The following is a 26291-nucleotide window of genomic DNA, read 5'->3' on the forward strand; positions in this document are numbered from 1 at the left end:
TTGCTATTTATTTAATAGCTATTAGCGCTTTAAACATAAGCGTTACAGGCCAATTTAACCGAAATACCCGAAATTCCGATGGCCCGGTATCAGAGCAACTCCAGCACCCGCTGGGGCGGGCGGCACAGCAGGGCACCGCGCGGCGTCACGACGATGGGGCGGTTGAGCAGCACCGGGTGCGCGGCGATGGCGGCGATAAGCTCGGCATCGGTGCGGCCCGGGTCGGCCAGATCCAGCGCGGTGTAGGCGGCCTCCTTGGTGCGCATGACTTCGCGCACGGGCACGCCCAGGCGCGCCACCAAGGCGGTGAGCTGGACGGCATCCAGCGGCTGGGCGAGATAGTCCACGACGGTGGGCTCGATGCCGCGCTCGCGCAGCAGCGCCAAGGCGCCGCGCGAATTGCTGCAGCGGGCGTTGTGGTAGATGGTGATGTCGGCAGGGGTCATGCGCGCAGTGTAGGCCGCCACGCTGGGCCGTACCGGGCCGCCTCGGTGTCCAATGAGGCGGCGCCGGGTCAGCGCGACGACGCGCGCAGCGTGCGGCTCAGCAGGATCACCGGCACCAGCCCCACGGCCACCAGCGCCAGCGAGGGCAGCGCGGCCTCGCCCAGGCGCTCGTCGCGGGCCAGCTGGTAGGCCACCACGGCCAGGGTGTCGCTGTTGAAGGGGCGCAGCACCATGGTGGCCGGCAGCTCTTTCATCACGTCCACAAACACCAGCAGCGCCGCCGCCGCGGTGGAGCGCTTGAGCAGCGGCCAATGCACGCGCGTGAGCACGCCCAGGCTGCCCACGCCCAGCATGCGCGCCGAGTCGTCCAGGCTGGGCGAGACGCGCGCGTAGCCGCTTTGCACCGACTGCAGCGCTACCGCGCAAAAACGCACCAGGTAGGCCCAGACGATGCCCACGGCCGTGGCGGTGATGATCGCGGGCAGCCCCCAGCCGGGCGCCGCGGCCTGCATCCAGCCCACGGGCAGCAGCAGACCCACGACGATCACCGCACCGGGCACGGCGTAGCCCAGGCTGACCAGCTGCACCACGCCACGCGTGAGCGCATCGCGCCGGCGGCGCACGGCAAACGCCAGCACCAGGGCAATGCCCACGGCCAGCACGGCCGTAATGCCCCCCAGCCGCACACTGTTGCCCGCCCATTCGATGAAACGCGACCAGGGCAGCACCGACCAGTCGGCCGCCAGCGGCCGCAGCATGAACAGCACCGGCGCCACGAAGCCCATCAGTACTGGCAGGGCGCACACCAGCCACGCCGCCACGGCGCTTGCACCGTGCAGCCGCGTGGGCTGCGCCTCGGTCGAGCCGGCGCGGCCCACGCCGCCCGTGGCAAAGCGCATGCGCCGCTGCGCGCGCAGCTCCAGCTGCAGCAGCAGCACCACCAGCACCAGCAGCACGGTGGCCAACTGCGCTGCGGCGAGCCGGTCGTCCATGGACAGCCAGGCCTTGTAGATGCCCGTGGTGAAGGTCTGGATGCCGAAGTACGCCGCGACGCCGAAGTCGGCCAGCGTCTCCATGAGCACCAGCGCCACGCCCGCGGCCACCGCCGGGCGTGCCAGCGGCAGCGCCACGCTGCGGATGCGCCGCGCGGGCGATGCGCCCAGCAGACGCGCCGCCTCCATGAGGTGCGCCGCACGCTCGCCCAGCGCCGTGCGCGCCAGCAGGTACACGTAGGGGTAAAGCGAAAAGATGAACACCCACACCGCACCGCCCAGGCTGCGCACCTCGGGCAGCAGGCGGCCCTCCAGGCCGAACGTGGCGCGCAGCCAGACCTGCAGCGGGCCGCTGAACTGCAGGAAGTCGGTATAGGCGTAGGCCGTCACATAGGCCGGCATGGCCAGGGGCAGCAGCAGCAGCCACTCCAGCGAGCGCCGGCCACGGAAGTCGAACAGCGTGACCGCCGCAGCGCAGGCCGTGCCCACCACGGCCGCGCCCACGGCCACGGCGAGACCCAGCCACAGCGTGGTCCACAGGTACCCCGGCAGCACCGTGGTGGCCATGGCGCGCAGGATGGCGCCGGACTGCGCGCCGCCCTCGCCCCAGGGCAGCCAAGCCCCCAGCACGGCCAGCAGGGGCAGCGTGAGCAGCAAGGCCAACAGGATCAGTGAAGTGGAGCGCAGGGCGCGGCGGATTCGTGGCAGCAAGGGACGGCCGGTAGCGAGGTGCAAGGCGAAGAGAGCGCATCCACCGCCTGCCCGGTGAACCCTGGCAGTTGTGATGCAAATGGGAACAATTCTACGCAACCGCGGGCCGCAGGTCGGCCGCGCCCCCGCCGGCATGTGGGCCCTGGTGCGGCGCGCCCCAGGCGGCGCAGCGCGGGGCCACGCCTGCACAGTACGGCGCTGCGGCGTGGGGTCATTCAGGGCAGGACACGCCCTAAACTCACGCCATGTTTCTGGAAGTGTCTCAATTGGACGTGCGGTACGCCAACCGCCCGCAAGCCGCCGTGCGCGGCGTGACCCTGGGCCTGGCCGCCGGCGAGATCGGTGTGCTCATCGGCCCCTCGGGCTGCGGCAAGACCACCCTGCTGCGCGCGGTGGCGGGGCTGGAACCCGTCGCCGAAGGAGCCATCCGCCTGGGGGGCGAGGTGGTGGGCGCACCGGGGCGCAGCATGCCCCCCGAGCAGCGGCGCATGGGCATGGTGTTCCAGGACTATGCGCTGTTTCCGCACCTCAGCGTCGGGCGCAACGTGGCCTTCGGCATTCACGCACTCCCCCGCGCGGAGCAGGCTGAACGCGTGCGCGAGTCCCTGGCTCTGGTGGGTCTGGAGGGCAGCGAGGCGCGCTTTCCGCACGAGCTCTCGGGCGGCCAGCAGCAGCGCGTGGCATTGGCGCGCGCGCTGGCACCACGCCCGCGGCTGATGCTGCTGGACGAGCCGTTTTCCAACCTGGATGTGGACTTGCGCGAGCGACTGGCCCACGAGGTGCGCAGCATCCTCAAGACCGCCGGCGCCACGGCACTGTTCGTCACGCACGACCAGTTGGAGGCCTTCGCCATCGGCGACCGCATCGGCGTGCTGGAGGGCGGCCACCTGCACCAGTGGGACGATGCCTACTCCCTCTACCACCGCCCCGCCACGCGCTTCGTGGCTGACTTCATCGGCCATGGCGTGTTCGCCCCCGCCACGCTGGTGCAGCAGGGCAGCCATGTGGTGGCGCGCACCCCGCTGGGCGACCTGACCGACATCGACGGCTGCCTGCTGCCGGCAAGCTACCCCGGCGGCGAATGCGACGTGCTGCTGCGTGCCGACGACGTGGTGCATGACGACAGCTCACCCGTGCGGGCGCGCATCGTGCGCAAGGCCTTCCGCGGCTCGGAATTTCTGTACACGCTGGAACTGGCCAACGGCCTCACCGTGATGGCCCACGTGCCCAGCCACCATGACCATGCCATGGGCGAATGGATCGGCATCCGCACCCAGGTCGACCACGTGGTGGCGTTCGCACGGGAGAGCGCCGCACGCTGACCGCGGCCCCCTCAAGCGCCCCTGCCGTCGGGGGGCGCCAGGCTCAGGACTTGTCCTTGCGCGGCAGGTTCTCCAGCGCGGCCAGGTCGATCTGGCCCATGAAGCCCTGTACGTCCTTCAACGGCAGGTTCTCGGCCTCCACCGTGACCACCACGCCGTTCTTGAGCACCGCGCGCAGTTCCGCCTGGCTGCCGTCCTTGGCGTAGCTGTGGTGCAACGTGCGGCCATTCTCCTGCCAGGTCTTTTCCACGATGCCGTCGCTCTCGCGCTCGCCCTGCACCATGCCTGCCAGTTGGGCCAACTGGCCGAATGCACCCGCATCCACGACCGAAATGCGCACAACCTTGTCACCGTTGCCGTACTCGGCCTCCGCCTGGCTGGTCGGCAGGCCTGTGGCAGCGCCGTCGTGGACCTCATAGCTGGTGCGTTCCAGCGATCCCAGCTTGGCGGGCAGCGCGGCCTTGAGCGCATCGACCCCCACCGTCTGGTGCTTGGCACTTCCCATGGCCGCCGCCATCGCCTGGCCTGCGGCTTCGGTCATCTGTTGGGTATCGCCGCTCTTGTGCGCCTGCTCCATACGGCGGGCAGCCTCTTCCATCTTCTTGCCGGCCTCTTCCAGCTTGGCGGTATCCAGCGTGACCTGCCCACGCGGCGTGTCGATGACCACGGCCGGGCCGCCCGCACTGCCCCACATGGCGGGGCCATGCGGCATGAACAGCGAACCGATGGCCGCAATGACGATGCCCAGCACGATGGCCACCACCACGACCACCGCCGTATAGGGCACGGCGCGCGCAGCCGGGCTGCGCATCAGCAGCGGCAGGCCCAGGTACAGCAGGTACAGCGAATACAGCGCCGCCACCAAGCCCAGGATGGCCAGCGCCGGCAACAAGCTGAACACGCCGCCCAGCATGGCGGCCGTGCTGGCGTAGACCGCGACCTTGAGCGCCTGTCCCTGGTTCTGGGTGCCGCCGAACGTGGGTGCCAACGCATTGATGACCAGGGCCAGCACATACACGCCGACCAGGCTCAACACATAGGACACGGCCATGTTGGCAAGCCCGGCGAGCACCGGCACGCGCATGCTGAAGCCAAAGCCTCCCATGCCGATCAGCGACATGCCGATGAATCCGCAGACGGCCGGAATGGCCGCGAGGATCATCAGGTAGCCCGTGAACAGGCGTGCCGTATCGGCAGGCTCTCCATCAATGGCGGCCCAGGTCTCGCGGGGCTTGAGCAAAATCCCCTTCACGCGCTCCATCAGTTGCATGCATCCCTCCCTCGGTTATTGGCAAAGAGGCGCACCATACTGCAGGCGCATGTCGATGCGATGGATGTAAACAGACCGTTACAGCCCCGTTGCACACACATGTGCACTTTTGGCGACAGCAGGAGGCTATTCAGCGTTGGCGCAGATCGTCCACTGCGGCATGCAATGCCTGGCCCCACACCCGGCGGTCGCGCCCCTGCGCACGCTCGGGCATGCCGAAATGCGCCACCGCCGTGATGGGCGGCGCGGTGAGCGTGCGCCAGATGGAGCCCACCAGCGTTTCGTCGCCGATATAGCTCGGGGCGTGGGTGGTCTGGCCGCTTGCGCGGTCCACGAAGCGCAGGCCGATGGGCTGCACGGGCACGTCCGCCTGCAGTGCAGCCTGCAGCAGGTTGGGGTGAAAGGGCAGCAGCGTGCGCCCGTCGCCGGTCGTGCCTTCGGGAAACACCGCGAGTATTTCGCCCCGCAACAGGGCATCCCGCATGCTGCCCACCATGCGCAGGGCATCGCGCCGCGACGCGCGCTCGATGTACAGCGTGCCCGCTGCCGTGGCGAGCGTGCCGACGATGGGCCAAGCCTGCACGTCGGACTTGGAGATGAAGCGGCAGTAGCGCGCCGCATGCATCACCGGGATGTCGAGCCAGGACAGATGGTTGGCCACCAGCAGCACCGGCCCCTGGCTCGGCGGGGTGCCGCGCACCTCCAGCGTGACCCCCGCGCAGGCCAGCAGGCCCAGCGCCCACGCCTGCACCCGCGCCTGCTGCTGCTCCACCGATAGGCGTGGGAAGCGCAACGCCACCACGAGCAGCCCCTGTGCAGCGTGCAGCACCAGCCGCAACACCCGCCAGCAGGCCCGTAATCCCCGCAGCATGTGCGTGTGCCGGCGTCGCTCAGCCGCGCTCGAACGCGACTTGGCCGCCCACCAGCGTGCAGCGCACCCGGCCCGGCAGTTCATAGGTCGAGAACGGCGTGTGCTTGCCCTGGCTGGCCAGTGCGTCGGCCTGCACGGTCCAATGCGCCGCAGGGTCCAGCACGCACAGGTCGCCCACCCCGCCTTCGATAATGCGGCCCACGCTGGCCTGCAGCGTGCCCAGCGACGTGCCCAGCACCCGCGCGGGCTCTGCGGTGACCACGGCCAGCGCACGCTGCAGCGGCGCGCCGCCTTCCTGCGACCACTTGAGCGCCACGGACAGAAGCAACTCCAGCCCCGTCGCGCCGGGCTCGGCCTCGGCAAATGGCAAAGCTTTGGCATCCTCGTCCACAGGCGTGTGGTCGGACACCAACGCGTCGATGGTGCCATCCAGCAGCGCCGCGGCCAGCGCATCGCGGTCGCGCTGCTGGCGCAGCGGCGGCGTGAGGCGCGCGCGGCTGTCGAAGTAGCCGATGTCCGCATCGGTGAGCATGAGCGAGTTGATGCTCACGTCGCAGCTCACCGGCAGGCCGGCCGCCTTGGCCTGCCGCACCAGATCCACCCCCGCGCTGCTGGACAGGCGGCACAGGTGCACGCGCGCGCCCGTGGTTTTGAGCAACTCGAAGATGGTGTGCAGTGCAATCGTCTCCGCCGCCACGGGCACGCCCGACAGGCCCAACCGTGTGGCCAGGGGGCCGCTGGCGGCCACGCCCTTGCCCAGGTGCAGTTCCTGCGGGCGCAGCCAGACGGTGTAGCCGTAGGTCGCGGCGTACTGCAGCGCGCGCTGCAGCACCTGGGTGCTGGTCAGCGGCACCTCGGCCTGGCTGAAGCCCACGCAGCCGGACTCCGTCAGCTCGGCCATCTCGGTCAGCACCTCGCCGGCCAGCCCGCGCGTGACTGCGCCCAAGGGGAACAGCCGCGCCTGGTGCAGCTTCTCGGCGCGGAACTTGAGCATCTGCACCAGGCCAGGCTCGTCGAGCACCGGGTCGGTGTCGGGCGGGCAGACCAGGCTGGTCACGCCACCCGCGACGGCCGCCGCCATCTCGGACTCCAGCATGCCCTCATGCTCATGCCCCGGCTCGCGCAGGCGCGCCGCCAGGTCCACCAGACCCGGCAGCACCAGGCAGCCGCTGGCATCGATCACGCGGGTGGGCGTGAAACCCTGGGGCTCGCGGTCCACCGCGATGATGCGGCCCGCCGCCAGCGCCACGTTGCACACCTTGTCGAGGCCGCTGGCGGGGTCGATGACGCGGCCGTTCTGGATGAGGATTTTCATGGTTCTAAGCCAAATTGGCCGTTAGCGCCCGTCCCACAAGCGCTAGCAGCTATCAACACAATAGCAAATAAGTCATGCTGGTGATCCATGGCGCCGTGCGCCACCCACACCCCATGAAACTGGCGCAACCCAGGTCAGGGCCGCCGTGCAAGGGCCGCCCCGCCGCGTTCGCGGCGTCCCCCGGGGGGATTGCGCGAAGCGGCTCAGCGAGGTCATGCTTCATTCCCTGCCACGATGGACATGACCGCCATGCGCACCGCGATGCCGAAGGTGACCTGCGGCAGGATCACGGCCTGCGGACCGTCCACCACGGCGGAGTCGATCTCCACGCCGCGGTTGATGGGGCCCGGGTGCATGACGATGGCATCGGGTTTGGCCAGCCGCAGCTTCTCGGGCGTGAGTCCGAAGCTCTTGAAGTACTCTTGGCTGGAAGGCAGCAGCGCACCGCTCATGCGCTCGTTCTGCAGGCGCAGTGTGATGACCACGTCGCAGCCTTTGATGCCTTCCTCCAGGTTGTGGAACACCCGCACGCCCATCTGCGCCATGTCGGAAGGCACCAGCGTGCGTGGGCCCACCACGCGCACCTCGGCTGCGCCCAGAGTGGTCAGGGCATGGATGTCCGATCGCGCCACGCGCGAATGCAGCACGTCGCCCACGATGGCCACCGTGAGGTTGGAGAAGTCCTTCTTGTAATGGCGGATGGTGTACATGTCCAGCAGCCCCTGCGTGGGGTGCGAGTGCCGGCCGTCCCCGGCGTTCACCACGTGCACGTGCGGTGCCACATGCTGTGCGATCAGGTAGGGCGCGCCCGATTCGCTGTGGCGCACGACGAAGATGTCCGCCGCCATGGCGCTCAGGTTGTCGATGGTGTCCAGCAGCGTCTCGCCCTTGGCGGTGGAGCTGCGCGCGATATCCAGATTGAACACGTCGGCCGACAGGCGCTTGGCCGCGATCTCGAAAGTGGTGCGCGTGCGCGTGCTGTTCTCGAAGAACAGGTTGAACACGCTCTTGCCGCGCAGCAGCGGCACCTTCTTGACCTCGCGCTCCTGGACGCTGACGAAGTTGGTGGCCGTGTCCAGGATGTGCGTGACGATGTCCTTGGGCAGGCCCTCGATCGACAGCAGGTGGATCAGCTCGCCGTTCTTGTTGAGTTGGGGGTTGCGCTTGTACAGCACCGTCAGACCTCTTTGACGTCGAAATGGAAAGCGCCGGCCTCGCTGCGGGCCAGTGCCAGCGATTGCGTGGGCGGCAGCGCCACGCGCGCCGCAGCGAACTCGGCGGCCACCGGCAGCTCGCGGCCGCCGCGGTCCACCAGCACCGCCAGGCGCACGCGCGCCGGGCGGCCGTAGTCGAACAGCTCATTGAGTACGGCGCGGATGGTGCGGCCGGTGTAGAGCACATCGTCCAGCACCAGGATGTCCGCACCATTCACGTCGAACGGCAGCGTGGTCTGCGCGCTGGAGGCCAGGCCCCGCTGGGAGAAATCGTCGCGGTGCATGGCAGACGACAGCACCCCGGCCTGGCCCGGCAAGCCCAGGTCTTTTTGCAGACGCTCGGCCAGCCAAGCACCGCCCGAGGCGATGCCCGCCAAGTAGGTGTCAGATTCGCGCAGCATGCGCACGCCGCGCAGCAGCTCGGCGTACAGCGCCTCGGCATCCAGCGTGAGATGGCCCGGGCGCGTGGCACCCGGCGGGGTCGTAGCAGAACTCATGGCAGGTTCCTCAAAAACTGTTCCAGGATGATGCAGGCCGACGCGGCGTCGGCATCAGCCGCGCCCGCAGAAAGGGCCTCGGTGGTGCTGTAGCGCTCGTCAACCTCGAAGACCGGCAGGCCGAAGCGCCCGCGCAGCTGGCGCGCGAACTTGAGCGCACGGGCGGTGTTCTCATGGGCAGCCCCGTCGGGATGCAGCGGCACGCCCACCACCAGGGCATCGGGCTGCCACTCGCGGATGCGCTCGGCCACCTGGGCGAAGCGGGCATCGCCCTCCGCGCGGATCGTGCCCTGGGGCGTGGCGCTGCGCAGCATGCGCGTACCCACGGCGACGCCGGTGCGCTTGAGCCCGTAATCGAAAGCCAGAAAGGATTGGAAATGCGCGGGGACGACGGCTGGAGCAGGCTGGCCGCTCATGCATGCCCCGCTTCGGGCGACAGCATCCACGACTGCAGGCCCAGCAACCCCAGGGCACGGTCATAGCGCTCTTGCACAGGCGTTTCGAAGATGACCGACACGTCCGCACCCACGGTGAGCCAGCTGTTTTCGGCCAATTCGGACTCCAGTTGACCTTCGCCCCAGGCCGAGTAGCCCAGCGTCACGAGGACGCGCCGTGGGCCCGCACCATGGGCCAACGCCTCCAGCACATCCTTGGAAGTGGTCATTTCCAGCCCGCCGGGGATCGTCATCGTGGAGGCGTAGGGCGACTCGTCCTCGCTCTCTTGCGGGCCGCGCATGGCCTCGTGCAGCACGAAGCCGCGCTCGGTCTGTACCGGGCCGCCCTGGAATACCGGCTGCAGCGTGAGATCCTCTCGCCCGAGGGACAGGTCCACCTTCTCGAACAGCCCTTCCAGGCTGATAGGCGTGGGTTTGTTGATGATCAACCCCAGCGCGCCGCGCTCGCTGTGCTCGCACAAATACACCACACTGCGCGAAAAAGAGGCATCTTCCACGCCCGGCATGGCGATCAGGAAGTGGTGCGTCAGATTCATGGGCGCGGTATCGGCAGGCATGCGGCAATTTTACGGCCAACCACCGCATCGGCCCGTTATCCGAGGGCATCGCCCCGGCGCACAAAAGACAAGGCCCGGCAGGCGTGCAGCCTGCCGGGCCTGGGTGACACTGGACTGCGTCGCCGTCAGGCGGTCACTGCCTCCGTGTTCAGGCTGGCGTAGTGGCGCACCAGGCTCATCAGCTCCTCGTCGGAGTAGGGCTTGCCCAGGTAGTGGTTCACGCCGAGTTCCATCGCATGGTCGCGGTGCTTCTGCGCAATGCGCGAAGTGATCATGATGATCGGCAGGTCCTGCAGCGCAGCGTCGGAGCGGATGTTGCGCGCGAGGTCAAAACCGTCCATGCGCGGCATCTCGATGTCGGACAACACGACCGCGGGGCGCTCTTCCTGCAGGCGCTCCAGCGCCTGCAGGCCGTCGGCCGCCAGGGCCACGCGGTAGCCTTCGCGCTGCAGCAGGCGCTGCGTGACGCGGCGCACGGTGATCGAGTCGTCCACCACCAGGATCAACGGCACCTGCTGCACCGGCACCAACAGCGAAGCGGCGGGCGTGCCGCCCTCGGCAGCCACCACCGCGCCGGCCTGGTCCACCGCCGGTGCGTGCGTGGCCGCGCGCACCTGGTCGCCGTACACCGTGGCCAGCGCCACCGGGTTGTAGATCAGCACCACGGTGCCCGAAGCCAGCACGGACATGCCCGCGAGGCCTGGCAGACGCGACAGCTGCGGCCCCAGGTTCTTCACCACGACTTCCTGGTTGCCCAGCACTTCGTCCACGTGCATCGCGATGCGCTGCGACGCGCTGCGCAGGATCACCACGGGGCGGCTCTTGCCCGTAACCTCCGTGCTGCGCGAGGACGACTGGAGCAATGCACCCGCCCAGTAGAAGGGCAGATTCTCCAGGCCATCCGAGAAGGTATGGCTGGCGTAGGCAGCGTCGAGCTCGGTGCCGGAACTACGGCGCACGATCTCCACCAGGTTGGCTGGCACGCCGATGGTCAGGTTGCCCGCGCGCAGCATCACCACCTGGGTCACCGCTGTCGTGAGCGGCAGCACCATGCGGAAGGACGTTCCCTTGCCCGCCTCGGTAGAGGTCTCGATGCGGCCACCCAGGGCATTCACCTCCGAGCGCACCACGTCCATGCCGATACCACGGCCGGAAAGGCCCGTGATCTCCGACGCCGTGGAGAAGCCCGGCATGAAGATCAGGTTGGCCGCCTCGCCATCGCTCAGCTGCGCATCGGGCGCAATCAACCCTTGCGCCACGGCCTTGTCCCGGATGCGGGCGATGTTCAGGCCTGCCCCGTCGTCGCGGAACGCCACCGACACGTCGTTGCCCTCGTGCCGCAAGTCGATGGAGATCGAGCCCACAGGAGCCTTGCCGGCAGCAGCGCGCGTCTCGGGTTCCTCGATGCCGTGCCCCACGCAGTTGCGCAGCAGGTGTTCGAAAGCAGGGGTCATGCGGTCCAGCACGCCGCGGTCCATTTCGATGGAACCGCCCGAAATGTCCAGCTTGATCTGCTTTCCCGTTTCCTTGGATGCCTGGCGCACCACCGCATAGAGGCGTTCCGAGATGCCCTCGAACTCCACCATGCGCGTGCGCAGCAGGTCGCGCTGCAACTCACGTGCCTGGCGTCCCTGGGCGATCAGATCGTCTTCGGCGTCTTCCATCGCACGCTGCATGTTGCGCTGCACGGTGGCCACGTCGTTGACCGACTCCGCCATCATGCGCGTCAGTTCCTGAACGCGGGTAAAGCGGTCGAATTCCAGCGGGTCGAAGCCCGCCGCCATGTCCTTGGACAGGGCCAAGCGGGACTGCATCTGCGATTCCGCCTGTACCTCGATGTCACGCAACTGCTGGCGCAGGCGCTCCAGGTTGCCCGACAAATCGGTCAGTGAACTGCGCAGTTGCGACATGCGCACGTCCAGCCGCGAACGCGCGATCATCACTTCGCCAGCCTGGTTCACCAGCCGGTCGAGCAGTTGCGAACGTACGCGCACGGAATGCCCACCTGCCGCACGCAGGGGGGCCGGCGCAGGGGCCGCACCCAACGGCGCACGCAACGCAACGGGCGGAGCGAGCGGCTGGGAAAGCCCTGGAGCGGGAGCGGATTGGACCACCTGTGCGTCCTGTCCATGCTCAGCGGCCGGTACCGCCGGCTCCGCTCCAGTTGCGCGCAGCGCGTCGAAACTCGCCTGCAACGCGTCGAAGTTGACCAGCAAGGGCTCAATGTCTGCGGCCGCCACGGTTTCCGTGTCGATCTGCTCCACGGCCGTTTCCATGCGGTGCGCCATTTCGCCAAGCCGCATCGCGCCTGCCAGGCGCGCACTGCCCTTGAGGGTGTGCAGGGCGCGCAGCAGTTCGCTGCGTGCGCCCAGGTTCTCCGGCCGGGACGACCACTGGCGCAACGCCCCACCCAGCGTGGGCAACAGTTCAACCGCTTCTTCCTCGAAAATGGGGAACAGATCGGGGTCGATGTTGTCCAGCGCATCGATGTCGTCATCGATATCGACGGTGGTCGACACGGCAGGCGCGGCAGTATCGCCAATCACGCGGTCGTGGCCTACGGGGAGCGTAGGCGCCACCACGGGCGATGGGGCAGTCGGCTCGTCGACGGCCGTCGCATGCGCCGTGCCCTGAGGCGTTGCCGGAGCCGGCTCCAGCGTCTCAAATGCCTGTGCCTGTGCCTGTGCCTGTGCCTGTGCCTGTGCCTGTGCCTGTGCCTGTGCCTGTGCCTCTGCCTCGGCGAAAGCACGGTCTTCCAGCGACACCATGCCGCTGATCACTTCGGTCTGCAGGATCTCGTTGAGCTGTTCCAGCACCGAGGCGCTGGGCTCCTTCAGGAAGCCTGCGGCGAATTGGTGCAGCAACCTCCGGATGTCCTCGGCAGCGGCGTTGAATGCCTGCGCATGCTCGGGGAGACCCTGCTGCAGCAGTTGAACATGCTGCAGCGTATGTTCCAGGGTACGCGCAAGATTGGACAGTGCCGAGAACCCGACAGTGGCAGAGCTGCCTGCCAGCGAGTGCGCCAACGCCACCGCGCTGTCCGGCAGCGGCTGGTGCAATTCCAGCGACCATTCCTGCAACGCAGTCACGAGGCGGCGCGACCATTCGTCGGCCTCGTTGAGGTACACGTTGTACAGCGGTATGCCGATGCGCAGGTGCTCGATGACCTTGACCGCTTCGTCGACCGCTTCCTCCACCGGACCGTCCGTCCCAACCGCGGTTTCGGCGGCTTGCGCAGACGGTACGTCCGCCGCTGGCTGCTCGTCCAGGATGAACTCGGGTTGGACGCCATCCGTGCCGATAAAGAATGTCTCGTCCTGCCGCACCGCGGATGCGTTATCCGCCGGCTCCGCCACCGTGTCAGCCGCTACTGTTGAAGCGGGTTGGCCGACCTCCTGTGCTGGCGCATCGGTGGCTTGCAGCGCAGCCTCGAACAGGGAGAAATCCACCTCCTCCGTCACCGTCTCGGGAGCTGCGGGCACCTCCTCCACCGGCAACACGGCCTGGTCGGCCTCATCCGCATCGATGAAGGTGTCGACAAAGTCGCCGCCCACTTCCTCATGGCCCGCCGTCGCGTCCTGAGACGGCACGTCGACATCCGGCAGCACCAGATCAAACTCCAGCGCGGCAGCGTTGGCGTGGGCGTCAACAGCTTCGAGCGGTGCAGGCGGTTCAATGGCAAATGCTTGTGGTTCGGCCGCGGGCTCCGGAAGGTCTGGCACCGACAACACGGGCTCGTCAGGCAGCAGCGGTTCTGCGGGCACTTGCGGCGCCAAGGCCGCAGTGGTGTCCGCGGAATCGGAGGAGGGCACGCCCAGTGGCAGCAGCGTGCCATCCGTGCGCATCGCATCCGCCGCAACCCGGAAGGCTTCGGCCTTCCACGGGTCGGCAGCTCCTGCTGCGATGTCATCGGCCCATCGACCAAAGGCGCCCAACGCCTCGGAGGAGAGTTGCAGCAGCGCTTCCTTGATGGGTTTTTGCTCGGCCAGCCAGGCATTGAGCGTCTGCTCCATGGACCACGCGGCTTCACCAAATTCGTTCAGCCCCACCATGCGCGAGCTACCCTTGAGGGTATGGAAGGCCCGCCGCAGCGTGGTCTGCTCGCTCAGGTCACCCGGTGCAGCACGCAGCGCGTCGATGGCCGACAAGCCGGTGGCGACAACTTCGCGCGCCTCTTCCAGGAAGATGTCGAGCAGTTCATCCTCGCCATCGTCCTCCGGCAGGGCTGCGGCAGCGACGTTGCTCGAAGGAACCACTGGAAGCGCGGGCTCTTCCGGAGCGACCACCGCCGAAACGGCGCCTTCCGACGTCGCCACGTCCACGTCAAGCAGCGAAAAATCAATGTCCGCCAGTGCAGACGGCGTGGCGCTCTCGACCACAGCCGCCGCCGCGGGTTCGGGTGCGTCGGGGAATGGGAGCTCCAACGCGGGTACGGCAGGCGCTTCCTGATCATGCGCGCCCGGATGAGGCAGTTGCGCACGCGCCCGCCCCATGAGGACACGCAACTCGCCCAGCTCTTCGTCGTAAACGAAGAGCTTGCGCGCCATGGCACGCTGGTAGCTCAGCATGTCGATGAGAAAGCCCAGCGCTCCCAGGCTGTTGCCCAGTTTCTCGAAAACCTGCGGGCGCTCTTCCTCGGGCAGGTCGTTGGTCAGCATGCGCTCGACCGTGTCGCGCATGCGCACCACGGCCAAGGAGGCCTGATCCAGTCCCAGCACGGACAGCACGCCGCGCATCTGCTGCAGGCTGCCAGGCACGGAGGCAAGCAGGGTCATGTCTTCCGGGCTGCGGAAGAACTGGTCCATGGACTTCTCTGCCTCTGCCAGAGTCGCACGCAGTTCACCGACCACGCTACCCATGGTCTGGTGGTCACTGACGCGGCGATACAGCTCTTCCATCCAGGGTTCAAGAGGCTGCGATTCCCCGCCGGCAACCACGCTGTCCAGTCGCTCGGACAGCCGCGCAGCTCGCTCCGCCATGTACTGCTGGGCGGCATCCAGTTCCTCGAAGGACGCCTGCAGATACAGCACAGAGGTGGCCACTTCCATGGCCAGCGCTGCCGAAGGAGGCTCGCCCGACCGCGTGGTGGCCTCCAGGGCACGCGTCAGGGCCAGTGCCAGGCTTTCGCTGTCCGGGTGCAGTTTGCGCAATGAATCGCACACCAGGCTGAACTGGTCCGCTGCCGGTTTGAGCTTGTTGCGGTCTCCACCCGCAAGTGCGGACCAGGTTTCCGTGGCCGCGGCAATGCGCTTGCGCGCCTGCGCAAGAATGGCAGGGTCGAAAAGACCGAAGCGCGGCTGGTCATAGTCCACCGGCTGGTAGCGATTCAAATCAAACGCGCGCCGCACGGCCGTCAGTACCGGCATGCGGGAAGCTGCATCCGCCGTCGCAGGCACCACGGCCTGGGCGCAGAAGAACAGAAGATCCTGCACCAGACGGTCGCTGATCGCCGTGTCCCCCTTGGCCAAGGTGGCGTATTGCATCAGCACGCGCGAAGCGACGCGCTTGGCATACAGGTCCGGATTGAGTGCCTGCTGCGCCAACGCCTCGAAAAAGCCTGCACAGATCTTCCAGAAAGCGCGAGCCTGGCGGTCGGTCTGCGCCGCGGCGAAGCCCAGGCAGGTTGTCTGCATGTCTGCAGCGGCGCCCGGGTCCGCATTCTTCACCAGCCGCAGTACCGCGCTGTCCAGCCGCGCACGCGCTTCCGATCCATAGGGCAGCGGCGCAGCGGCAACCGGCACGTCAGGATCATGGAAGCGCCGCTCCACGGGCCACAAGTCCGCTGGATGCACCCGCTCGCCCCCCGCCAGCGTCTGCGCCTCGCGGTACTGGGGAAACAGCGCCACCGGCGACACGGACTTGCCTGCGAGCACATGCTCCAGGTATTCGATCAAGGCAAAGCTGGCGCGCTCGATGACGGCCGCTGCATCATCGCTGCAGGTCTCCGGCCGCTGAACGAACCGCTGGACCGCCGTTTCCATGGCGCGCAACACCAGGGCCGGAGGCGCCATCCCCACCATCTCCAGCGCGCCGCTGGCCTGGTGGAGTTGCTGGCGTGCGATGCGCAAGGGCCCCGCGTCCAGTGAGGCGAGATCGGACTCCCGCGCTATCTCGGCATCGCGCACGAAACGGCGCATGGCCTTGACGGCACCATCCAAGGATTTGCGCAGTTCATCGAGCACCCATGCGAGCGGCCCAAGATCCTGCTCGCCCTGGGCCCAATCGGCGCCCTGTGCGTTTGCGGCGTCAACAGATGACATGGATTCGTCCCCGGCTGATCCGGAGCAAGTTCGTTAATGGAAGACGTCAGGCAATCTTGAATCGCGCCACCGACTGGCGCAGTTCCTCGGCCACGTGAGACAGTTCACGCACCTGCTGCGCAGTCGTACGGGTACCTTCTCCGGTCTGCTCCGTCACCGCAAAAATATGCTGGATGTTGTCTGCCACGCCGTTGGCGAGGTCCGCTTCGCGGGAGGCTGACGATGAGATCTGCTCAATCAGCTCGGCCAGCCGCCGCGACACGCGGTCGATCTCCGAAAGCGCCGTTCCTGCGCTGTCCGATAGACGCGCTCCTTCCACCACGCCCTGGGTGGAACGCTCCATAGCGGCCACCGCGTCCTGGGTGTCGGTCTGAATGGCCTTCACGAGCGCCGAGATCTGGCGCGTGGCGTCTGCGGAGCGCTCCGCGAGACGCTGCACTTCTTCCGCCACCACCGAGAAGCCGCGACCGGCTTCACCGGCAGAGGCAGCCTGGATGGCCGCGTTCAGAGCCAGCACGTTGGTCTGCTCGGTAATGTCCGAGATCAGCTCGGTGATTTCGCCAATCTCCTGGGATGACTCGCCCAGGCGCTTGATGCGCTTGGACGTATCCTGGATCTGGTCGCGGATGGCGTTCATACCACCGATGGCGTTTTGCACGGCCTGCAGACCCTGGTCGGCGGCCTGCAGCGACTGGCGGGCCACCGAGGCGGATTCCTGCGCTTGCGAAGACACGTCGTTAATACGCCTTGCCATCTCGAGCACCGAACGGCCCGTTTCACGGATTTCTCGCAGCTGCTCGGTGGACGCTGCGAGCAGCTCCGTGGAGGTGTTGTCCACCATGGCCGTCGTCTGCGCCACCCGGGTTGCCGTCTTCTGCACGCTGCCCACCAGTTGGCGCAGTTCTTCCACCGTGTAGTTCACCGAGTCGGCGATGGCGCCCGTGATGTCCTCCGTCACGGTGGCTTCCTGCGTCAGGTCCCCTTCAGCGACCGATTGCAGTTCGTTCATCAGTCGCAGAATGGCCGCCTGGTTGGCGTCGTTGATGCGCTTGGCTTCCTGTTCCTGGCGCTTGGCATCACGCTGCTGCGCTTCGGCCGTGGCTTGGCGGCTGCGGCTGTCCAGCAGCTGCACGCGCGAAATACCCACGCCGCACAGCAGCACGAAGATACCGGCCACGGCGAGCGCGGCGAACTGGCCCGCCCCCATGCCCGATTGTGCCGACAGCTTGCTTTGCAGACCTTCCAGTTGACGGCGCAGCGGTTCGCTGTCTGCCAGGATGGCCGACTGCGCCTCACGTGCGGATACCAGACCCTGGAGGTTGCCCAGGATGGCGCCGGCTTGCGTACGCATCTGCTCATACAGCTTGATGAGCGACTCCAGTTGCTCGCGGGTTTGGGCGTCGCGGGTGGCAGCCAGGCGGAGGTCGGCGCTACCGTCCAGCATGCCCTGTGCGATTTCCTTGAAGGAGTTCAAGTCCTTGCCCAGCAGGAACACCGCCTCGGGGCTCACGCCCTCCGTCGTTTGGAACTCGTTAGCCGACTTGCCGATACGCTGGGTCAACATCACCAGCTGGCCTGCGGCAGAAATCTCGGAGGCCGGCGCATTTTGCTGAAGCTTCAGGGACGAGACCGTCTCCGCGATCTCCAGCAGGTCCGAGGACTGGCGGTTGATGGTACGCAGAGCGTCGCCCACCTGCGTCAGGATCTTTTGCTGACCCATCACCACGCCCGCGTTGCGCTCGGCACGCTCCACCAACGGCGTGATGGCATCCAGTTCGGGGCGGAAAGGCTCACCCAGTGCCTGCACATCCAGTTCGTTGTCGCCCCCGTTGAGTGCGCGCACGTTGCGCGCCAGCACGCCCGAGCTCTCCACCACTTCGGGGAAGGCCTGGGGGCTGCCCACCAAGGCCTGCGACACGGACTTTGCAAGCCGCTGCGACTGCATCAGCGACTGGCCGGTCGCCGTCAGCTGCTGCGCCGAGCGGTTGGCTTGCTGCAGCACCCAGCCGGCAATCAAGGCGAGCACCACCAAGCCAACACCCAGCAGCATCAGCAGGCGGCGCTGGTGGACGGCAGTGGTTGCGCGGCCCAGCAGAGGCAGCGAGACCAAGTCTTCATCCGCAAACTCCCCTTCGGGATATTGCGCCGCATCGCCGGGATCGCCCTGCACGCTGGCCATGCCATCGGTCTGGTACGCATCGGCAAGCAGTCCGCCCGCCGGGTGCTGCGCCAAGTCAGTGGGGTTCAGCTCAGCATCCGGGTCGGCGGGCTTGCGGTTAAACAATTTTCCAAATGGATTGACGACGGACATGGTGCTGCCTTACAGAAATAATCAAGCGCTGATGCTGAGAAAAGCGGGATGCTGGGAAAGAGCGTGCAGGTTCAATTCCTGCCAACGCGTGCCCTGTGCATCAAGATAGGTGGTGCCGAAATAGGGGGGCGCATCGGCCTCCGGCGGCTCGGAGGCGACGAAGGCCTCCATTCCCCGCAGGCCGGACAGCCGGTCCACGAGCAAGGCGGCATTCACGTCCAGCGCACCATTGAAGGCCAGCAGGCTGGACTCTGCCAAGGCCTGCTCCGTGCGCATCTGCGCGGCGCCAAGGAGGCCCGCTAGATCCACCACGCCGGTGAGCGCGCCACGCAGGTTGGCCACGCCCAGGAACCACGGTTGGGTATACGGAACGGGCTGCACCCCGCCCCAGGGGAAGATCTCCCCCGATTGTCCAAGGGGAAGAAGGAAATAGCGTCCGGCAGACTCCACGGCCAACCAGGACGACACGGACACACCCTCGCCTCTGGCAGCCTGCAGCCGGGCGGCAAGTCGTGTCTGTAGCTCTTTCAGGGCTTCGCGGTTAGCCATGGGTATGCAGCCGGCCTCAGTTCAGCGCGTCGATCTTGGCCTGCAGTTCTGCAGGATCGACTGGCTTGGTGATGTAGCCGCGCGCGCCCTGGCGCATGCCCCACACGCGATCGGTTTCCTGGTTCTTGCTCGTGCACATGATGATGGGCACATCCGCATACTGCGGATCGCGGGTAATGGCACGGGTCAGCTGGAAACCGTTTTGGCCGGGCATGACCACGTCCATCAGGATCAGGTCCGGCTTTTCCTCGGCCAGACGGCGAAATGCCTCTTCGGCATTCTCGGCGGTACGCACTTGCATGCCCTTTTTCTGCAGCAAGTCGGTCAGAAACATCAACTCGGTCTTCGAGTCGTCCACGACCAAAACTTTCTGAATCGGCATTACAAAACTCCTTATTGGGCATTTCCAAATTGCTGCACAGCCTGCAGCAACTGGTCTTTGGTAAATGGTTTGGTCAGATATTCCTGGCAACCGACCATGCGGCCGCGCGCCTTATCGAAAACCCCGTCCTTGGATGAAAGCATTACCACGGGCGTATCAGCAAAACGCGCGTTGCGTTTGATGATGGCGCAGGTCTGATAACCATCCAGCTTGGGCATGAGGATGTCGCAGAAAATCAGCTGAGGCTGGTAATCATTGACTTTGGCCAAGGCATCGAAACCATCGTCGGCCAATAAAACCTCGTGCCCTCCCTGCTTGAGGAAAATTTCGGCGCTGCGCCGTATGGTATTGCTGTCGTCCACCACCAGGACACGGAAGGTGGGACCGGTCGTCGTCGTAGCCAATTTCTCGCTGCTCCTGAGGAACGAAAAAACAACGCTGGCAGGAGCCGCGCCTCAAATCTCGACCATCTCGAAGTCTTCCTTGCGGGCGCCGCATTCGGGACAGGTCCAGTTCATGGGAACGTCTGCCCAGCGGGTGTTGGGGGCAATGCCGTGCTCGGGGCAGCCCGCAGCTTCGTCATATATCCAACCGCAAATCAAACACATCCAAGTTTTTGGGTCCGTCACAGCTTAAGGGGCCTTCACATAGAATGCAACGATTGTATCTAGTCATCACTGCCGGATGCAGCTTTCGTGCCACCGGTTACGCTGGCACCCACCCATGCAATCGAATACCCCTTCAGCACCCGACAGCCAAAGCTTGACGGCGGATGACAGCGAATCCACCGCCCCCACCATCTGCGTGATGGTTTTCAATGCAAACGACCCCAGCGGCGCGGGAGGATTGGCGGCCGATATTTCGGCGGTGTCCTCGGTCGGAGGGCATGTCGCGCCGGTGGTGACCGGGACCTATGTGCGTGACAGCGCCGAGATATTCGACCATTACGCCTTCGAAGACGAGACGGTCGCCGAGCAGGCCCGTGCCGTGCTGGAAGACATGCCGCTGCACGCGATCAAGGTCGGCTTCGTGGGGAGCCCCGAGAACCTGAGCGCCATCTCCGAGATCGCCGCCGACTATGCGGACGTGCCCGTCATCGCCTTCATGCCGGACCTGTCGTGGTGGCAGGACGACCTGATCGACCAGTACCACGACGCCTTCCGCGAGCTGTTGCTGCCGCAGACATCGGTGTTGGTTGGAAACCACAGCACCCTGTGGCGCTGGCTGCTGCCGGACTGGGGCAGTGAGCGCCCACCCTCGGCACGCGACCTGGCCATGGCAGTCGCGGAGATAGGCGTGCCCTATCTATTGGTGACCGGCATTCCCGCGGCGGAGCGGCACATCGACAATGTGCTCGCCTCACCGCAAACGGTGCTGGGCAGCGGGCGCTTCGAACGCTTTGAAGTGACTTTCATCGGAGCGGGCGACACCCTGTCGGCCACCCTGGCGGCGCTCATTGCCACCGGCAGCGACCTGGGCGAGGCCACGAGCGAAGCGCTCACTTACCTAGACGGCTGCCTGCAGCACGGATTCCGCCCCGGCATGGGCCATGTGCTGCCCGACCGCATGTTCTGGGCCCAGCCCGACGATGAGGACACCGACGACGACGTATCTCCCTCCGCGGTCGTGGAGGGCTTCGATTTGCCACCCCATGACACACAACACTGATCTCAATCTCCCCCTTTTCGAACGTGCCAAGGCGCTCATCCCCGGCGGCGTGAATTCGCCGGTGCGCGCCTTCCGCGCCGTGGGCGGCACGCCCCGCTTCATCACGCGTGCCCAGGGCGCCTACATGTGGGACGCCAACGGCCAGCGCTTCATCGACTACATCGGCTCCTGGGGACCCATGATCCTGGGCCATGGCCACCCGGCCGTGCTGGAGGCCGTGCAGAAAGCAGCCCTGGAGGGCTTCAGCTTCGGCGCGCCAACCGAGCGTGAAGTGGAGCTGGCCGAGGAAATCATCCGCCACGTGCCGTCCATGGAGATGATCCGCCTGGTCAGCTCAGGCACCGAGGCCGGCATGAGCGCCATCCGCCTCGCGCGCGGCGCCACCCGGCGCAACAAGATCATCAAGTTCAACGGCTGCTACCACGGCCATGCCGACTCGCTGCTGGTCAAGGCCGGCTCGGGCCTGGCCACCTTCGGCCACGCCACCAGCGCCGGCGTGCCGCAAGAGGTGGTGCAGCACACCCTGGTGCTGGAATACAACGACGTGGCCCAACTGGAGGAGGCCTTCACGCTGCACGGCCCCGACGTCGCCTGCGTGATCATGGAGCCCATCGCCGGCAACATGAACTTCGTGCGCGCCAGCGTGCCCTTCATGCGCCGCGCGCGCGAGCTGTGCACGCAGCACGGCGCGTTGCTGGTCATCGACGAGGTCATGACCGGCTTTCGCGTGGCGCTGGGCGGGGCGCAAAGCCTGTACGCCCAGGCCATCCCGGGCTTCAAGCCGGACATCACCGTGCTCGGCAAGGTCATCGGCGGCGGCATGCCGCTGGCGGCCTTCGGCGGCTCGCGCGCCGTGATGGAGCAGCTTGCGCCGCTGGGCCCGGTCTACCAGGCGGGCACGCTGTCGGGCAACCCGGTGGCCACGGCCTGCGGACTGGCCACGCTGCGCGAGATCGCCAAGCCCGGTTTCTACGACGCCCTGGGCGCCCGCACCCGCGCCCTGATCGACGGCCTCGCGGGCGCTGCCAGCGCTGCGGGTGTGCCGTTCTGCGGCGACACCCAGGGCGGCATGTTCGGCTTCTTCCTGCTGTCGCAACTGCCGCAGAACTACCCCGAGGTGCTCAACACCGACGGCATGCGCTTCAACACGCTGTTCCACGGCCTGCTGGACGGCGGCGTCTACATTGCCCCGGCGCTCTACGAAGCCGGCTTTGTGAGTGCCGCCCACACCGAGCAGGACATCGCCGACACCGTGGCCGTGGCGCGCGACGTGTTCCAGAAGCTATAGTTTTCATAGCTTCCAGCGCATGATGGGAAAGCGCTGGAGGCATAAAACGTGCTTACTCGCCCGCGACCATCCTTGCGGGTGACCGGCGGATGGGCGCACTGACGCGTGCGCGACGGTGGTTCATGAAACCGTCATCCCTTGCTGCGAGCCTTGGCGGGTTCATCACCTTTCACCCGCCCGCCATGCAGCGACACGACGATTCCAAGCCCCTCACCAACCTCCTGCAGGCTGCGCACGCCAGCACCCCGCCCGCCGCAGACGGCGGGCGCCGCCGTTTCGTGCGGCAGATCACGCTGGGCGCCGCCGCGCTGGGCACCCTGCCCCTGGCGGCCTGTGGCGGCGGCGACGATGACGCACCCACCGTACAGTTCGCGCACGGCGTGGCCAGCGGCGACCCACTGGCCGACCGCGTCATGCTCTGGACGCGCGTCACGCCGCCCGCCGACTTCAGTGCCGAGATCCCCGTGCAGTGGGAGGTGGCCAGCGACGCCGCCTTCGCCAGCATCGTGGCGCGCGGCGAGGTGCGCACCAGCGCCGCGCGCGACTACACGGTCAAGGTGGACGCCACGGGCCTGAAGCCCGCCACCGCCTACCACTACCGCTTCAAGGCCTTCGAGGCCACCTCGCCCACGGGACGCACCCGCACCCTGCCCACGGGCAGCGTGGCCCAGGTGAAGCTGGCCGTGTTCTCGTGCGCCAACTACCCGGCCGGCTACTTCAACGTGTACGCCGATGCCGCCCGGCGCGGCGACCTGGACGCCACCGTGCACCTGGGCGACTACCTCTACGAATACGGCCAGGGCGGCTACGCCTCGGGCAACGCGGCGGCGCTGAGCCGCCTGTCCCAGCCGGCCAACGAGATCCTGAGCCTGGCCGACTACCGCACGCGCCATGCCCAGTACCGGACCGATGCCGACCTGCAGGCGCTGCACGCCGCCGCGCCCATGATCGCCGTGTGGGACGACCACGAGATCGCCAACGACACCTGGATGAACGGCGCGGAAAACCACCAAGCCGCCGAAGGCAGCTTCGCCGCGCGCAAGGCCGTGGCGCTGCAGGCCTACCACGAGTGGATGCCCACACGCAACGCGCAGCCGGACGTCATCTACCGCAGCTTCGCCTTCGGCAACCTGCTGGCGCTGCACATGCTGGACACGCGCGTGGTGGGACGCGATGCGCAGGTCGACTACACCGCCTTCTTCAAGCCCGGCGGCTTCGACGCAGCGGGCTTCACCGCGGCCGTGGGCAATCCCGCGCGCCAGTTGCTGGGCACCGCGCAGACGCAATGGCTACAGCAGCAGATGGCCGCCTCCAGCGCTACCTGGCAGGTACTGGGCCAGCAGGTGCTGATGGGCCGCATGAACATCCCCGCGCCCATCCTCATGGAAACGCTGCAGCCCGGCAGCGGTGTGACGGTGTCGCGCTACGCGGCCATCGTCGCCAAGGCGCGCACGGCGCCCGCCACGCTCACGCCGGAGGAGCAAGCCATCCTGGCGCAGCCCTCCATCCCCTACAACCTGGACGCGTGGGACGGCTACCAGGCCGCCCGCGAGACGGTGCTGGGCATGGCTCGCGCCATGAACAAGAACCTGGTGGTGCTGGCGGGCGACACGCACAATGCCTGGGCCAGCGAGCTGAACGACATGAACGGCAACCCCGTGGGCGTGGAGTTCGCCACCTCGTCGGTGAGTTCACCGGGCTTCGAGGAATACCTGCCCAATGAAAACCCGGCCACGCTGTCGGCGGCGCTGCTGCAGTTGGTGGAGCCGCTCAAGTACTGCGACACCGCGCGCCGCGGCTACATGGTGGTGACCGCCACGGCCACCGAATGCCGTGCGCAGTGGGTGTACGTGAACACCATCACCAGCCGCCAGTTCACCACCAGCGCCGAGACCACGCTGGCCGTACAGGCCGGCACGCCGGGCAGCCTGCTGAAGGTGTGAGCGGGACGGCGCAAGCGGTGCCGCCGTCCACGCGAGTGGTTTACAGCGTTTTCTGACTCTAACGCCCGTCTAATAAGCGCTAACAGCTATTGATTCAATAGCACACCACCCTCGGCGGGCGGCAGCGCCAACAGCCACTGCGCCATCTGCAGGGCCTGCGCCTCGGTGATCTGGGGATGGCGCGGCATCAGCGTGCGGCCCCATACGCCCACGCTGCCCTCGCGGATCCTGCCGGCCAGGTACGCGGCCGCATCACTGCGGCCGGCGTAGCGCGCGGCGATCTGGCGAAAGCCCGGGCCCACGGCGTGCCGCTCCAGGCCGTGGCAGCGCAGGCAATCCGATGCCTCGACCAGCGCGCGGCCCGCGGCCCGTTCCGGGTGCGCCTGCTGGGCGGCGTCCAGCGCCTGGGCTGCGGGCCCCGGCTGCAGGATGCGCCAGCCCACGTTGAGCACGCCCAGCACCACCAGCACCATGAACACCACCAGCGCCCAGCCCAGCCAGCGGGGCCGGGGCAGCGGTGTGTCGTCGTGCAGCGGGTCTGGGTCCACCGGCATGCGGCGTGGTCAGCGCGTGTCAGTGACGGAAGTGGCGCACGCCCGTGAAGACCATGGCCACGCCGCGCTCGTTGGCCGCGTCGATGACCTCCTGGTCGCGCATGGAGCCGCCGGGCTGAGCCACGCAGGTCGCGCCCGCGTCGACCACCACGTCCAGCCCATCGCGGAACGGGAAGAAGGCGTCGCTGGCCACCACGGTGTTCTGCAGGGACAGGCCCGCGGCCTGCGCCTTGATGCTGGCGATGCGCGCCGAATCCAGCCGGCTCATCTGGCCCGCACCCACGCCCATGGTCATGCCGCCCTTCACGAACACGATGGCGTTGCTCTTGACGTACTTGGCCACCTTCCAGGCGAACAGCAGGTCCTGCATCTCTTCCTGCGTCGGCTGCTTGAGGGTCACCACCTTCACATCGGGCAGTTGCAACTCATGGTTGTCGGCGGTCTGCAACAGCAGGCCCGAGCCCACGCGCTTGGCGTCCATCAGGTTGCGCCCCTGCTCCCACGCCGTGGCGCCGCCGGAGGCGGGCAACGCGATCTTCATCAGGCGCACATTGGCCTTGGCCTTGAACACCTCCAGCGCCTCGGGCGTGAAGTCGGGTGCCATCAGCACTTCGACGAACTGCTTGGCGATCTGCTGCGCGGCCGCGCCGTCCACGGGGCGGTTCAGCGCGATGATGCCGCCGAAGGCGCTCGTCGGGTCGGTCTGGAAGGCCTTGCTGTAGGCCTCCAGCGCACTCGTGCCCACGGCCACGCCGCAGGGGTTGGCGTGCTTGACGATCACGCAGGCCGGCAGCTTGAAGCTCTTGACGCATTCCCAGGCGGCGTCGGCGTCGGCGATGTTGTTGTACGAGAGGTCCTTGCCCTGCAGCTGCACGCCGGTGACGATGGAGCCGGGCGCGGGGTGCAGGTCGCGGTACAGCGCGGCCTGCTGGTGGCTGTTCTCGCCGTAGCGCAGGTCCTGGATCTTGGTGAAGATGCCGTTGCTCTGGCCGGGGAACAGCGCGCGTTCGGGCACGTAGCTCTCGGACAGCTTGGCCTCGTCGAACTGGATGGACGACAGGTAGTCGCTGATGGCGCCGTCGTACTGCGCGATGCGGTTGAACGCCGCCACCGACAGCGCGAAGCGCAGCTTGTCGGAGAGCTTGCCGGCAGCCTTCAACTCGCCCAGCACCGCGTCGTACTGGTCGGCCGAGGTGACCACGCCCACGTCCTTCCAGTTCTTGGCGGCGCTGCGCACCATGGCGGGGCCGCCGATGTCGATGTTCTCGATGGCGTCGGCCAGCGTGCAGCCGGCGTTGGCCACCGTGGCCTCGAACGGGTACAGGTTGACCACCAGCAGGTCGATGGTGTCGATGCCGTGCTCCTTCAGCGCCGCCATGTGCGCAGGCAGCTCGCGGCGCGCCAGCAGGCCGCCATGCACCTTGGGGTGCAGCGTCTTCACGCGGCCGTCCAGCATCTCGGGGAACTGCGTGACCTCGGCCACCTCGGTGACGGGCAGGCCGCTCTCGGCCAGCAGCTTGGCGGTGCCGCCGGTGGACAGCAGGCGGATGCCCAGCGCATGCAGTGCCTGGGCAAATTCGACGATGCCGGTCTTGTCGGAGACGGAGAGGAGTGCGTTCATGGGGGACTCGTGATGGTTTTGATGAAATCGGGCTGTAGCGCTTGATGGGAAAGCGCCACCAGCTA

General features: G+C 67.2%; 21 protein-coding genes. 4 read left to right on the forward strand and 17 right to left on the reverse strand.

Annotation, left to right across the window (positions count from 1 at the left end; genetic code table 11):
* Positions 1-89: 89 nt before the first annotated feature.
* Together arsC and K2L43_RS15420 are read right to left on the reverse strand one after the other, a co-directional pair.
* On the reverse strand, positions 90-446 hold the full coding sequence (gene arsC, locus K2L43_RS15415; RefSeq protein WP_041836417.1) for an arsenate reductase (glutaredoxin): 357 nt from the start codon (positions 444-446) through the stop codon (positions 90-92).
* Positions 447-514: 68 nt separating this feature from the next.
* Complete coding sequence (locus K2L43_RS15420; protein WP_199856208.1) at positions 515-2149, reverse strand: iron ABC transporter permease; 1635 nt, start codon at positions 2147-2149, stop codon at positions 515-517.
* Between the two features lie 245 nt (positions 2150-2394).
* Here K2L43_RS15420 and K2L43_RS15425 point away from each other — a divergent pair, with 245 nt between their 5' ends.
* A complete protein-coding gene (locus K2L43_RS15425) occupies positions 2395-3471 on the forward strand; it encodes an ABC transporter ATP-binding protein (protein WP_011806663.1) in 1077 nt (358 codons plus the stop codon).
* A 43-nt stretch (positions 3472-3514) separates the two neighbouring features.
* On the opposite strand, the gene K2L43_RS15430 is transcribed toward K2L43_RS15425, so the two are convergent.
* The 13 genes from K2L43_RS15430 to K2L43_RS15490 form a co-directional block, all read right to left on the reverse strand.
* Positions 3515-4741 (reverse strand): Yip1 family protein, encoded by a 1227-nt coding sequence (locus K2L43_RS15430; RefSeq protein ID WP_220637932.1) that lies wholly within the window; start codon positions 4739-4741, stop codon positions 3515-3517.
* A gap of 130 nt (positions 4742-4871) precedes the next feature.
* Positions 4872-5612 carry a 1-acyl-sn-glycerol-3-phosphate acyltransferase gene (locus tag K2L43_RS15435; RefSeq protein ID WP_015914191.1) on the reverse strand — a complete coding sequence of 247 codons (741 nt, stop codon included), beginning with the start codon at positions 5610-5612 and terminating at the stop codon, positions 4872-4874.
* 19 nt (positions 5613-5631) lie between these two features.
* Positions 5632-6927, reverse strand: a complete 1296-nt coding sequence (locus tag K2L43_RS15440; RefSeq protein WP_011806666.1) for a dihydroorotase — start codon at positions 6925-6927, stop codon at positions 5632-5634.
* Positions 6928-7139: 212 nt separating this feature from the next.
* Positions 7140-8102 carry an aspartate carbamoyltransferase catalytic subunit gene (locus tag K2L43_RS15445; RefSeq protein ID WP_011806667.1) on the reverse strand — a complete coding sequence of 321 codons (963 nt, stop codon included), beginning with the start codon at positions 8100-8102 and terminating at the stop codon, positions 7140-7142.
* Between the two features lie 2 nt (positions 8103-8104).
* On the reverse strand, positions 8105-8638 hold the full coding sequence (pyrR, locus tag K2L43_RS15450; RefSeq protein ID WP_011806668.1) for a bifunctional pyr operon transcriptional regulator/uracil phosphoribosyltransferase PyrR: 534 nt from the start codon (positions 8636-8638) through the stop codon (positions 8105-8107).
* Positions 8635-9054, reverse strand: a complete 420-nt coding sequence (ruvX, locus tag K2L43_RS15455; RefSeq protein WP_015914192.1) for a Holliday junction resolvase RuvX — start codon at positions 9052-9054, stop codon at positions 8635-8637. Before ruvX ends, pyrR begins: the two co-directional genes overlap by 4 nt.
* Positions 9051-9650, reverse strand: a complete 600-nt coding sequence (locus tag K2L43_RS15460; RefSeq protein ID WP_011806670.1) for a YqgE/AlgH family protein — start codon at positions 9648-9650, stop codon at positions 9051-9053. Before K2L43_RS15460 ends, ruvX begins: the two co-directional genes overlap by 4 nt.
* A 125-nt stretch (positions 9651-9775) precedes the next feature.
* Positions 9776-15910, reverse strand: a complete 6135-nt coding sequence (locus tag K2L43_RS15465) for an Hpt domain-containing protein (RefSeq protein WP_220637933.1) — start codon at positions 15908-15910, stop codon at positions 9776-9778.
* Positions 15911-15956: 46 nt separating this feature from the next.
* Positions 15957-18221 carry a methyl-accepting chemotaxis protein gene (locus tag K2L43_RS15470; RefSeq protein ID WP_220637934.1) on the reverse strand — a complete coding sequence of 755 codons (2265 nt, stop codon included), beginning with the start codon at positions 18219-18221 and terminating at the stop codon, positions 15957-15959.
* Positions 18222-18242: 21 nt separating this feature from the next.
* Positions 18243-18770 (reverse strand): chemotaxis protein CheW, encoded by a 528-nt coding sequence (locus K2L43_RS15475; protein WP_011806673.1) that lies wholly within the window; start codon positions 18768-18770, stop codon positions 18243-18245.
* 16 nt (positions 18771-18786) lie between these two features.
* Entirely contained in the window at positions 18787-19152 is a 366-nt protein-coding gene (locus K2L43_RS15480; RefSeq protein ID WP_011806674.1) for a PleD family two-component system response regulator, read from the reverse strand.
* An 11-nt stretch (positions 19153-19163) separates the two neighbouring features.
* Positions 19164-19556 (reverse strand): PleD family two-component system response regulator, encoded by a 393-nt coding sequence (locus K2L43_RS15485; RefSeq protein ID WP_015914196.1) that lies wholly within the window; start codon positions 19554-19556, stop codon positions 19164-19166.
* 51 nt (positions 19557-19607) lie between these two features.
* Entirely contained in the window at positions 19608-19760 is a 153-nt protein-coding gene (locus K2L43_RS15490; RefSeq protein ID WP_011806676.1) for a rubredoxin, read from the reverse strand.
* Between the two features lie 115 nt (positions 19761-19875).
* On the opposite strand from K2L43_RS15490, the gene K2L43_RS15495 reads away from it, so the two are divergent.
* The 3 genes from K2L43_RS15495 to K2L43_RS15505 all read left to right on the forward strand — a co-directional run bounded on the left by K2L43_RS15495 (position 19876) and on the right by K2L43_RS15505 (position 24051).
* A complete protein-coding gene (locus K2L43_RS15495; RefSeq protein WP_011806677.1) occupies positions 19876-20820 on the forward strand; it encodes a bifunctional hydroxymethylpyrimidine kinase/phosphomethylpyrimidine kinase in 945 nt (314 codons plus the stop codon).
* On the forward strand, positions 20804-22108 hold the full coding sequence (hemL, locus tag K2L43_RS15500) for a glutamate-1-semialdehyde 2,1-aminomutase (RefSeq protein ID WP_220637935.1): 1305 nt from the start codon (positions 20804-20806) through the stop codon (positions 22106-22108). The genes K2L43_RS15495 and hemL overlap by 17 nt, the downstream gene beginning before the upstream one ends.
* A 182-nt stretch (positions 22109-22290) precedes the next feature.
* The gene (locus K2L43_RS15505; protein WP_220637936.1) at positions 22291-24051 is read left to right on the forward strand and encodes an alkaline phosphatase; all 1761 of its coding nucleotides are present in this window, start codon (positions 22291-22293) and stop codon (positions 24049-24051) included.
* An 86-nt stretch (positions 24052-24137) separates the two neighbouring features.
* Here the strand turns inward: K2L43_RS15505 and K2L43_RS15510 are convergent, their stop codons facing one another.
* Entirely contained in the window at positions 24138-24605 is a 468-nt protein-coding gene (locus K2L43_RS15510) for a c-type cytochrome (RefSeq protein ID WP_220637937.1), read from the reverse strand.
* A gap of 19 nt (positions 24606-24624) precedes the next feature.
* Positions 24625-26226 (reverse strand): bifunctional phosphoribosylaminoimidazolecarboxamide formyltransferase/IMP cyclohydrolase, encoded by a 1602-nt coding sequence (gene purH / locus K2L43_RS15515; RefSeq protein WP_135148211.1) that lies wholly within the window; start codon positions 26224-26226, stop codon positions 24625-24627.
* Positions 26227-26291: the final 65 nt, after the last annotated feature.

The sequence above is a fragment of the Diaphorobacter sp. MNS-0 genome (assembly GCF_019602835.1).
GTDB lineage: Bacteria > Pseudomonadota > Gammaproteobacteria > Burkholderiales > Burkholderiaceae_C > Diaphorobacter > Diaphorobacter nitroreducens.